At 67.4% G+C, this 10,412-nt stretch carries 10 protein-coding genes; 7 read left to right on the top strand and 3 right to left on the bottom strand.

What is annotated here, in order from left to right; translation table 11 throughout:
- Positions 1-32: 32 nt before the first annotated feature.
- Complete coding sequence (locus AruPA_RS10550) at positions 33-1,007, bottom strand: succinylglutamate desuccinylase/aspartoacylase family protein (RefSeq protein ID WP_265636640.1); 975 nt, start codon at positions 1,005-1,007, stop codon at positions 33-35.
- Positions 1,008-1,079: 72 nt separating this feature from the next.
- Here AruPA_RS10550 and AruPA_RS10555 point away from each other — a divergent pair, with 72 nt between their 5' ends.
- From AruPA_RS10555 to AruPA_RS10585, 7 genes are all read left to right on the top strand, one after another.
- On the top strand, positions 1,080-1,262 hold the full coding sequence (locus AruPA_RS10555) for a hypothetical protein (protein ID WP_265636641.1): 183 nt from the start codon (positions 1,080-1,082) through the stop codon (positions 1,260-1,262).
- Positions 1,255-2,451 (top strand): glycosyltransferase, encoded by a 1,197-nt coding sequence (locus AruPA_RS10560; RefSeq protein WP_265636642.1) that lies wholly within the window; start codon positions 1,255-1,257, stop codon positions 2,449-2,451. The genes AruPA_RS10555 and AruPA_RS10560 overlap by 8 nt, the downstream gene beginning before the upstream one ends.
- A 31-nt stretch (positions 2,452-2,482) precedes the next feature.
- Entirely contained in the window at positions 2,483-3,475 is a 993-nt protein-coding gene (locus tag AruPA_RS10565) for a mitochondrial fission ELM1 family protein (RefSeq protein ID WP_265636643.1), read from the top strand.
- Positions 3,476-3,479: 4 nt separating this feature from the next.
- A complete protein-coding gene (locus tag AruPA_RS10570) occupies positions 3,480-5,396 on the top strand; it encodes a hypothetical protein (RefSeq protein WP_265636644.1) in 1,917 nt (638 codons plus the stop codon).
- Positions 5,397-5,459: 63 nt separating this feature from the next.
- Positions 5,460-8,117 (top strand): AsmA family protein, encoded by a 2,658-nt coding sequence (locus AruPA_RS10575; RefSeq protein ID WP_265636645.1) that lies wholly within the window; start codon positions 5,460-5,462, stop codon positions 8,115-8,117.
- A 6-nt stretch (positions 8,118-8,123) separates the two neighbouring features.
- The gene (locus AruPA_RS10580; RefSeq protein ID WP_265636646.1) at positions 8,124-8,819 is read left to right on the top strand and encodes an ATP12 family chaperone protein; all 696 of its coding nucleotides are present in this window, start codon (positions 8,124-8,126) and stop codon (positions 8,817-8,819) included.
- A gap of 16 nt (positions 8,820-8,835) precedes the next feature.
- Positions 8,836-9,126 (top strand): acylphosphatase, encoded by a 291-nt coding sequence (locus tag AruPA_RS10585; protein WP_265636647.1) that lies wholly within the window; start codon positions 8,836-8,838, stop codon positions 9,124-9,126.
- A gap of 237 nt (positions 9,127-9,363) precedes the next feature.
- On the opposite strand, the gene AruPA_RS10590 is transcribed toward AruPA_RS10585, so the two are convergent.
- Both AruPA_RS10590 and AruPA_RS10595 read right to left on the bottom strand, forming a co-directional pair.
- Positions 9,364-10,083 carry a hypothetical protein gene (locus AruPA_RS10590; RefSeq protein WP_265636648.1) on the bottom strand — a complete coding sequence of 240 codons (720 nt, stop codon included), beginning with the start codon at positions 10,081-10,083 and terminating at the stop codon, positions 9,364-9,366.
- 57 nt (positions 10,084-10,140) lie between these two features.
- The coding region (locus AruPA_RS10595) for a hypothetical protein (protein WP_265636649.1) at positions 10,141-10,412 on the bottom strand (272 nt) is incomplete at its 5' end.

Consider the following 10,412-nt stretch of genomic DNA (forward strand, 5'->3'; position numbering starts at 1 on the left):
TTCCTTAACCCAGCACCCAAGCCCCACCAGAATCACAGGAACTTCGCCAGGCGGACGGCGGTGTGGCCGCGGCCGGTGCGGTGGCTGGGCATGACGAGGAGGCATTGATCGTGGGGGGTGCGGACTTCGGCGATCCCGTCGTAGGCGAGGATCGTATCGCGGGTGGGGATAATCTCGCCGCCGCGGAAGGGGCGGACGAAGGCGAAGCGCCCGGTGGTGGCGGTGACGACGCGGGTGACTTCGGCGAAGCGCGGCGGGTTGGTCCGCGCGATCTGGGGCGGGTTGGGGAGCATGCCGGCATGGTGGAGCAGGGCCGTGATGCTGGCGGTCATCTGTGCGACGGTCGGGGTTTGCCAGTGTTGGCCGGCTTCGACGAGGACGGAGGCGGCGTCGCCGTGTTCGGCGGTGAAGCGCGGATAGTCGATCAGGCGTTTGCCGCCGGCGTGGCCGCAATCGGCGACGACGAGGTTCGGGGTGCCGATGGTGAGCGCGAGGGTCTTGCCGCGCGTGCCCTGCCCGCACAGCAGCAGCGGGTCGGAGGGCCAGAGCATCGAGTGCAGATCGAGCACCCAGTCCGCGCTGTCGACGACGCTGCGCATGGCGCGGGCGCGCTGCAGTTCGCGTGAGCTGCGCGGGCCTTCGAGGGTTGCGATGTCCCACACGCGGTTCATGTCTTCATCGATGAAGCGTGAGGCGATCGGGTTGCCGGCGTCGAAGCGGGCGAAGGCTTCGATATTGCCGAAGCCGAGCGTGAGGCGGCCGCGTTCGGGACGGATGCCGGCGCGCAGCAGGGCATCGATGGCGATGGCACCGGCGATCTCGTTGCCGTGCATCAGGCTGATGATCAGCACATGCGGGCCGGAGCGGGTGGCGGCGAAACTGGTGAAACCGGGCAGGCCCGTGTTGCCGGCGAGCCATGGCGTGATATCGGGCGGTTCCAGCCCGACGGGAAAGCGGGGCAGGTCGCTCGCTTCCGGGACGTGCGCGGGCGCGGTAATAGCTTCCATCACCGTGCGTTTTCCGATCGATCAGGCAGAAGGTTTTTCCGCGCCATGGCGTCAGTCTAACCGGAGATGAAAATGCTGCAACCGTGGGGGCAGATGGGGGTAGGGACGGGAAGCCCTGCTTTTTTGAAAAAAAGCAGCAAAAAACTTTTATTGGTTTTGGCAACCGGGGTTTTCGCGCGCACAGCCCTAACGAATAAAAGTTTTTTTGCTGCTTTTTTTACAAAAAAAGAAAAACTTGCTGCCTTCCATGTCTAACCGCCTAGGCCTCGTACATCGCGCATGGCGCATCCTGCCGCCCGGTGCGCGGCGCGCAGGATTGCGCGCACTAGCGACGGCGCTGGCGCCACGGGCGGATGCGGTGGCACCGGCAGCGAGCACCGGCGTCGTGGTTGCGGGCGAGATGGCGCGGATTTCCGGCCTGGGTGAGGCGGCAAGGGTGTTGCAGGCCGGGGTGCGGGCGCTGGTGCCATCGGTGGGGTCGGTGGAATTAGGCGTGTTACGGCGGCCGGTGCCGGCGGATCTGCCGGCGGGGGCAGCGGTGTTGCTGCATGTGAATGCGCCATCGATCCCGTTGATGCTGGCGCGGGCGCCGCGGGATTATTTGCGCGGGCATCGGGTGATCGGGGTGTGGAACTGGGAATTGGAGGCGTTGCCGCGATCGTGGCGGGGCGGCGCAAGGTTTGTGCATGAGATCTGGGCGCCCTCGGCGTTCACCAAGGCCACGATCGAGCGCGTATATCCGGGCATGGTGCGGCTGGTGCCTTATCCGCTGGGTGCCGTGGATTTGATCGCGGCGCAGGCCCGGCGGGGGTTGTTCGATTTGCCGGCGGCGGCGGTCGTGACCGTGGTGATCGCGAATCTGGGCGCGAGTTTCGCGCGGAAGAACCCCTTGGCGGCGATCGCGGCGCATCGGGCGGCGTTCGGGACTCGGGCGGATCGGATTTTGGTGTTGAAGCTGGCGGGTGGCGCGGCGTTTCCGGCGGATATGGCGGTGCTGCGGGCGGCGATCGGCGGGGTGGGGAATATCCGGCTGATCGATGAGGTATGGTCGGGTGAGAGACTGCGGGCCTTGCTGGCGAGTGCCGATATCGTGATGAGCCTGCATCGCGCCGAGGGGTTCGGGCTGGTGCCGGCGGAGGCAATGCTGCGGGGGATTGCGGTGGTGGCGACCGGATGGTCCGGCACGCTGCAGTTCATGGATGAGACGAGTGCGGCGCTGGTGTCGTATCGGCTGGTGCCGGTCGATGATCCGCGCGGCGACTACGAAGGGGCGGCGAGTTTGTGGGCGGCGCCGGATGTGGGCCATGCGGCGGCGCTGCTGCGTGAATTGGCCGAGGATGCCGGGCGGCGGGCGGCGCTGGCGGCGCGGGGGCAGGCATTTGCGCGCGCGGCGCTGGGCGGTGCGGCGCTGGCGGCGGCGCTGGCTGCAAACGGCATCAGTTGACGAAATCGGGAGGTGGACCCAAAACGCCGCCATGGCCGTTTTGCCCCTTATGACCGACGAGCGCGCGATCGTGACGCTCGATGCTGACAATCCGGTGACCGCGCGGATTTTATGTACCGACCTGGCAGGGCTGCGCAACCAGGCGCTGGGCCTTGCCGAGGCGGCCGGGTTCGCGACCGATAATCGCGTGATCGTACCCAAGGCGCCGTGGAATTATCTGTCGCCGATGCTGTGGCCGCGCGCGACCTGTGCGGTGGAGGCGGGCGCGCTGGCTGGGCCGGATGGCGATCTGATGATCGGCGCGGGCGGGGCGGCGGCACGGCTGGTGGCGGCGCTGCGGCGGCCCGATCTGCCGGCGGTGATCATTCAGCATCCGCGGATGGATGCGGACCGGTTCGATGCGATCATCGCGGCACCGCATGACGCGATCACCGGGCCGAACGTGATCGTCGCGCGGACCGCGATGCACCGGGTGACACCGGCGCGGCTGGCCGAGGCGCGGGCGCAGTGGGCGCCGGTATTCGCGCACCTGCCGCGGCCGCTGGTCGCTGTGCTGATCGGCGGGTCGAACGGGCGGTATCGGCTGGACACCGCGGCGGCCCGGCAGATTGCGGACGGGTTGGCCGGCATGATGGATGCCGACCGGGCGAGCGTGATGCTGACCCCATCGCGCCGGACCGATGCGGCGGCGCGGGCGATGTTTCACGAAACGTTGGCCCCGCGCGGCGCGTGGGTGTGGGACATGGCCGGCGACAATCCGTATTTCGGGATGCTGGCGCTGGCCGATGCGATCGTGGTGACGGCGGATTCGGTCTCGATGGTGTCCGAGGCGGTGGCGACGTCGGCACCGGTGATGCTGGCGCGCCTGCCGGGCAAATCGACGCGGATCGGCGCGTTCATGGATGACATGGTGGCCTGCGGCCGGGCGCGGGATTTTGCCGGGCGGCTCGACCTCTGGCCGGTGACGCCGCTCGACGATACGCCGATGGCGGCCGGCGAATTGCGCCGCCGCCTGGGGATATGAAGCGATGCTCGAGATCGATACCTTCGATAATGTGAAGGGCGGCAACGCGGTCTACAAGGCGCTGTCGCATCCGCTGGCGGCGGAGCGGCTGGCGGTCCTGGCCGCGACCTTGGCCGCGCGCGGGGCGGTTGCAGTGTATGATCCGGAGCGGATTTTCGCGCCGCTGCGGGCGCTGGCACCGGCGTTTCCGGTCGAGGCGGTCTATGTGCACGACACGTTGGCGCTGGGTGAGATGCGGGCAGGGATCGCCACGCTGCCATTGACCGCGCTGGCGGAGAGCGGGGCGGCGACGGTCCTGATCGCGGCGTTCGATGCGGCGCGGCTGGTCGAGCGGGTCAGCTTCCTGGCGCCGGCCGGGACGAAAATTCTGACGCTCGATGACGTGCGCCTGCCGGATGCGATGCTGACCAACCGGCGGCGGTATCTGGACCCGCTGAATTTCGCGACCAATTTCGTGTTCTTCCGCGATGACGACCGGATGGCGACGCGGCTGGTGACGGCGAATTACTGGTCAGGCTACGGCGGGCACGCGGTGCGGCTGTGGTGCCGGTTGTTCGATGCGGCGGGTGCGGTGCTGACCGAATTCGAATGCGCGATTCCCGATCATGCCGGCACGGTCAGCCTGAGCAGTGCGGAGGTGCGGCGGGCGCATGATATCGGGCCGTTCACCGGGCAGTTGTTCGTGCATGCGATCGGTGTCGCGGGGCATGACGTCGTGAAATACGCGCTCGACACCTATGCGACCGATGGCGGGGCGAGTTTGTCGTGCACGCATGATGCCAATGCCTGGCCCTCCGAGCGGTTTGCCGGCTTGCCGGCGCCGCGGGATGACGAGCGGGTGGTGCTGTGGGTGCAGAACAGCCACGCGGTGCCGATTCCCGCCGGCGCGATCGGGTTTGACCGGATGGGGGCCGAGGCGCCGGTGGCGCTCGATGAGGCGATCCCGCCGTTCGCGACCCGCGCGATCGATGTGGGCACGGTGCTGCCCGATCTGCGCTGGCCGGCGCAGATCGAGGTGCGGGCCGGGCGGCATGTGGTGCGGCCGCGCTACGAGGTGGTGCGCAACGGCCGGACCCGGATGGCGCATATCAATGTCGAGCGGGCCGACCTGCGGCCTGATCCATCGTTGAAAACCCTGTCGCCGCTGTTGGGCCGGGGGTTCTTGCTGCCGTTTCCGATCCTGCCGCGCACGCAATACACATCGGTCGCGCTGCCGACGCCGATGGCGCATGCGCAGGCCGATCTGCCGATCCGGCTCGATGTCTTCGCACCGGATGGTTCGAAAATCGCCGAGCGGGCCTATGGCGCGCTGCCGCGGGATCATGCCGTGGCGATCGACATCGATGACATCCTGCCGCCTGATGCGCTGGTGGCGGGCGGGCATGGCGAGCTGGTGTATGATTTCGCGTCCGGCGGTGAGGCAGATGGCTGGCTGCACGGGCTGTTCCGCTACGAGTTGCGCGATGGCAGTCACGCCGCCGAGACCAGTTTCGGCGCGCATATGTTCAATACGGTGATGACCTGGAAGGGCGAGCCGCAATCCTACGCCGGGCCGCCGCCGGGGCTGACGACGCGACTGTTTCTGGATCTGGGCACGGCGGCGATGCCGAGTTTCTGCGTGCTGGTGTATCCGGCCTCGGCGGCGTGGCATCCGTATTCATCGACGATGCTGCATCTGCACGATGCGACCGGGGCGGTGGTGGCCGAAGCGCCGCTGGCGATCGCCTGTTCGGGCTCGGCGCTGGTCGAGCCGTGGCACCTGTTCGGGGCGGATGATCTGGCGCGTGCGGCGGGGGGGTATGTGATCATCCGCGATCTGACGTGCCGGTTGTTCGGCTACCACGGCAAGCGCCAGCAAACGCAACGCCAGCAAACGCAACCTGCGGGCGCGTTTTCTTTCGATCATATGTTCGGCTTCTGAATTAATCGCAATGCGGCCGTCGTTTGCTCGCGAAGGTCGGCAAAACTCCGTATGCGGGATATCATGCAGAAATCCAGTACCGTTCGCCGCGTTGCGCTGATCGTCGTCGCTCTCGTGATCGTCGTGCCGGTGGCGGCGTTGGCGATTTTTGTCGCGACGTTCAATCCGAATTCCTACAAACCCCGCATCATCGCCGCGGTGGAACAGGCGACCGGGCGGCAGCTGACCATCGCCGGGCCGCTGCACATGACCCTGTCGCTGGTGCCGACGATTTCGGCGAGCGGGATCACGCTCGCCAATCCGCCCGGCTATGCCGATGCCGATATGGCGAGCCTGCAGCGGATCGAGGCGCAGGTGGCGCTGCTGCCGCTGCTGAGCCACCGGATCGATATCATCAAGCTCGCATTGATCGACCCGGTGATCACGCTGGAATATGGGCCGACCGGGACACCCAACTGGCTGTTCGATCACCCATCGGCCACGCCGGGCGCCTCCGGCACGGCGCCGGCGCCGGCGCCGGCGAAATCCACGCATGGCATCGCGCTGCAATCGGTTTCGATCGAGAACGGCACGATCACCTACAAGCCCCCGGCGGCGCTGGTGCCGTTGCAGCCCGGGCAGGCCGCTGCGGCGGCGGCGCCGACCGTATTGAACATCGCCCATTTTACCGGCAGCGCGGCGTCGCTCGCGGCGCCGCTGCATCTGTCGACGCAGGCGCAATACGATTCCCAGCCGTTCACCTTGACCGGCACCACCGGGCCGGTATCGCGTCTGAGCGGCGGCGCGGGCGCGTGGCCGGTCGATGTCACGCTGGGGGCACAGAACGCGACCCTGCGGCTGAAGGGCAGTATCGCGCATCCGCGCCATCTCAAGGGCTATGCGCTCGATGTGCATGCGGCGATTCCCGATCTGGCGGCGCTCGATCCGTATGCGGGGGGCATGAACCTGCCACCGTTGCAGACGGTCGCCTTTTCGGCATCGATCACCCAGGCCGATCAAGCGACGCCAGGGCTGCCGACGATCAGCAATGCGAGCCTGACCGCCGGCCGGTCGGATCTGGATACCTGGCGGAAAGGGTTGTCGATTTCGTCCTTGAACGCGACGATGACCTCGCTCGACCAACCCTTGAGCATCGCGCTGGCGGGGGCGTATCAGGGCAAACCGGTCGGGCTTGAAGGGACGGCCGGGCCGCTCGGGCCGATTTTGACCGCCGCGCTCGATATACCCATCCCGCAGTCGGCGGCGCGCGGCACCGTGGGTGCGGCCGGGGCCACCGAGCGGTTTGCGGTCAATCTGGCGGCGAAGGTGGGCAATGCGCAGTTCGGCGTGGCCGGCGGTATTGCAAGCCCCGAGAAACTCGCGGGCGTTGCGCTGAAAATCACGGCACAGGTGCCCAATCTGGCCCATCTTTCCGATCTGGCGGGCCAGCCGTTGCCGGCCTGGACCAATATCGGCCTGTCCGGTCTGCTGACCGATCCGGGCGGGCAAGGGTTGTCGCGCGCGGTCGGGCTTGAGAGCCTGGCGGTTACCGCCGATCAGGGGCAGTTCGGCGGCGCGTTCAGCCTGACGCAGGGGGCGACGCCGGATTTGCAGGCAGTGATCAACGCGCCGCGGATCGATCTGACGGCGCTGCTGCGGGCGATGCCGAAGCCGGCCACGGCCGGCGCGACCGCGCCGCAGGCCACCGTGCCGCCGAGCGCCACACAGGCTGGGGACTTGATCCCTGCGACGCCCTTGCCGTTCGGTTTGCTGCGCCGGGGCAATGGCAATGTCGAACTGACGATCGGCCAGTTGATGTACGATGGCGCGACCTATGACGCGATCACCGCGCATGGGTTGCTGCATGACGGTGTGCTGAATGTGCGGCCGATCACCGCGGAACTGCCAGGTGGCTCGATCACGGGCACCGTGGCGATCGATGCGAAGGCCAATCCACCGCGCGTGCACGTGACCGAGGCGGCGCCGGCGTTCCGGCTGGCACCGCTGCTGACGGTGCTCGGCCTGCCGAACAGCGCGGCGGCGACGGTGCAGTTGTACGCCAACCTGGCCGGACAGGGGAACACGCCGCGGGGGATTGCCGCGACGCTGAACGGCACGTTGGGGGTTTCGACGGTGAACGGTGAAATCGACGGGACGCTGCTCGATCGGTTGTTCGGCTCCTCGCTCAGCGCGGTCGGGCTGCCTGCCTCGATGGTCGGCGCGCAGGGGCCGGTGATGGTGCGCTGTTTCGCCGGACGGCTGGATGCGCGCAACGGGCTGGCGAACGTGCGGGCGCTGACGCTGGATTCCAGCCGGATGTATCTGACCGGGACCGGCTCGCTCGATCTCGGTGCCGAGCGGCTCAACCTGATCCTGCGCCCGACGGTGCGGGTGGGGACGGGGTCGGCGCCGATTCCGATTTCGGTGAGCGGCACGTTCGCGCATCCGCGTGAGGGGATTGCGCCGGCCGGGGATTATGGCGCGACGGCGGCGGCGCTGGCGCAGCAGCTTGGCCATAACGGCGGTACGGTGCTGGGGCGGCTCGCGCAGAATCTCGGACTGGCGCCGAAGCCTGCCGATCCGCAAAGCTGCACCGGTGCGCTGGCGCTGGCGCGGCTGGGCAACAGCGGGCCGATGCCGAGCGGGCCGGCGGGGGGTATGCTGCCGGCGCCGGTTGGTGGTGCTGGCGGCGGCGCGCCCGCCAGCGGGCCGCAGAATCTGCTCCGATCCTTGTTTCACTGAGCCCCGATGCGCCGCTTCTGGATCGAGGTGAGCGTGGCGGCGGATGCGGCCGGGTATGGTGTGTACCTGGACGGAAAGCCGGTGCGCCTGCCGGGCGGGGCCGCGCTCGCGGTGGCGCATCGGCCGCTGGCGGCGGCGATTGCGGGGGAATGGCGGGCGGCCAATGCCACCGTGATCCCGGATGATCTGCCACTGACACGGTTGGCGGGGGCGGCGATCGAGCGGGTGGCGCCCGACCCCGGCGCGCTGCGGCGCAATCTGCTGGCCTATGGTGAGACGGATCTGTTGTGCTACCGCGCCGATGCGCCCGCCGGCCTCGCGGCCCGCCAGCACGACGAGTGGCAGCCCTGGCTCGATTGGGCGGCAGCGCACTATGGCGCGCGGCTCATGGTGACACATGGCATTATCGCTGTGACGCAGCCGGCGGCGACGATGCAGGCGTTGGCGGATGCGTTGGCGGCGCAGGATAATTGGGCCCTGGCCGGGCTCGGGGTCGCGGTGCCCGCGCTGGGCAGTCTGGTGCTGGGGCTGGCGGCGGTGAGCGGTGCGATCGATGCGGCGGCCGCGCACGCTTTGGCGCGGCTGGACGAGAGCTGGCAGGAGCAGTCCTGGGGGATCGATGCCGAGGCGGCGCTTCGGCGCGATGCGGTGGCGCGCGACATTGCATCGGCCGTGGAGTTCGTTACTCTGACCCGCGCATGAGGATGGCGTACGGCGCATGATCGCGAAATCGTTGATCTTCACGGGTCGGGTGCAGGGCGTGGGGTTCCGCGACTGGATGGTGGCGCGGGCCCGCCGGCTCGGCCTGGCCGGATGGGTGCGCAATCGCCGCGATGGCAGCCTGGAGGCGCTGATCGCAGGCGATGCGCCGGCCGTCGAAGAATTGCTGCGCGCCTGCCGCCGCGGGCCGCCGGGGGCGGAAGTGGTGACAGTGACGGAGGATTTCGCGGCACCGCCCGCTGAGCCGGGGTTTTTTAAGCGGCCAACGGCAGGTGGGAATTTGGGGTAGGGAAGGCTTCTTTTTTGTAAAAAAGAAGCAAAAAACTTTCTTTAATCTGGGTCACGGGCGTTTCAGCCGGCACGGGCCCAGATTAACAAAGTCTTTTAATCTGGGGCACGGGCGTTTCAGCCGGCACGGACCCAAATTAACAAAGTTTTTTTTGCTTCTTTTTTGTTCACAAAAAAGAAGAGCTTCCCTTGCTTTTTTGGGTATATTGTTTCGTTATCGTAACGAATTGGGCGTGCATCAGCCCCGCGGGCCTTTGCGCCACATTTTTTTGGCGTCGAACGAGGGCACGAAAGGGTGGTGCCAGGGTGGGACGGGCGGTGGGGGTGGGCCGAGGATGTCGCGGAGTTGTTCGGGCGTGAAGTCGATGCTGCCGTCGGGGTTGACTTTGTATTGGGCCATGAAGTCGGGCTGGCGCTTGGGGCGGGGGCGTTTGGGGCGGGGGTTGGGTTCGCCTGTGGGTTCGCTTCTGGGTTTTCTGGGGCGTTTGATGATTTGGGGGGGACGCAGGCCGAGCATGGTGTGGAGGGGGCGGAGGATGCGGCCGAGGCTGGGGTGGGTGGCCAGCAGGTCCAGCACGATGGGGTCTTCCATGAAAAGCTGGAGATCGGCGCGGGCGGCGGCACCGGCGACGACGGTGGCGGGGCCGTTGGGGAGCAGGCGGATCAGCCAGGCGAAGCCGCGGGGCAGGGTGAGGGGTGGTTTGGGTTTGGCGGTGACGGGTTCGCGCTCGACCGGTTTGGGAGCGCGGGTGCGGGTGCGCGGGGATTGGGGTGGGCGGGATGCGATGCGGGCGAAGCGGGCGATCTGGCGGGCGAGGTAGTTCCAGATCAGGACGATGAGCGGGCCGTGGATTTTGAGGCGGTAGCCGTTGTCGGCAACCGAGCGTTGCAGGGCACGGAAGATCACCGTGAAGCGCTCGGTCGGGTCGGCAGGCATGAACGGCGCGTTTGCGATCATGACCGTACGTAAACCACGGTCGGTGGGGGGTGAGAAAGGGGTTTGTTAGGAGGTTTGTTAGATTTTTGGTTGGGGGGTTTGGTGGTGGCGGATGTTGGGGGTGATGGGTGAGGCCGGATTGATTTCATGGTGATGGTTGAAGGGGCGGATGGGTCGATTGTGGTGTTGTGATCGATGGGCTTCGCAAGGGCTCTGCCCATCCTTGTAATATCGAATCCTGATATATTGCCTGTGTTCCACGAGGAATGTCCTGCCCTGGGTGGCGACCCAGGGCAGGACGGCTGGCGTCGGATCGGGCCCATCCTGGCCACTTGGGGCCGCAACGTAGC

It is taken from the genome of Acidiphilium sp. PA, assembly GCF_026191915.1.
Taxonomy (GTDB): Bacteria; Pseudomonadota; Alphaproteobacteria; order Acetobacterales; family Acetobacteraceae; genus Acidiphilium.

Coding starts and splice junctions, on each gene's coding strand:
- AruPA_RS10590 (WP_265636648.1), bottom strand. CDS start 10,083: ATGATCGCAAACGCGCCGTTCATGCCTGCCGACCCGACCGAGCGCTTC.
- AruPA_RS10555 (WP_265636641.1), top strand. CDS start 1,080: ATGCTGCAACCGTGGGGGCAGATGGGGGTAGGGACGGGAAGCCCTGCT.
- AruPA_RS10565 (WP_265636643.1), top strand. CDS start 2,483: ATGGCCGTTTTGCCCCTTATGACCGACGAGCGCGCGATCGTGACGCTC.
- AruPA_RS10580 (WP_265636646.1), top strand. CDS start 8,124: ATGCGCCGCTTCTGGATCGAGGTGAGCGTGGCGGCGGATGCGGCCGGG.
- AruPA_RS10550 (WP_265636640.1), bottom strand. CDS start 1,007: ATGGAAGCTATTACCGCGCCCGCGCACGTCCCGGAAGCGAGCGACCTG.
- AruPA_RS10585 (WP_265636647.1), top strand. CDS start 8,836: ATGATCGCGAAATCGTTGATCTTCACGGGTCGGGTGCAGGGCGTGGGG.
- AruPA_RS10560 (WP_265636642.1), top strand. CDS start 1,255: ATGTCTAACCGCCTAGGCCTCGTACATCGCGCATGGCGCATCCTGCCG.
- AruPA_RS10575 (WP_265636645.1), top strand. CDS start 5,460: ATGCAGAAATCCAGTACCGTTCGCCGCGTTGCGCTGATCGTCGTCGCT.
- AruPA_RS10570 (WP_265636644.1), top strand. CDS start 3,480: ATGCTCGAGATCGATACCTTCGATAATGTGAAGGGCGGCAACGCGGTC.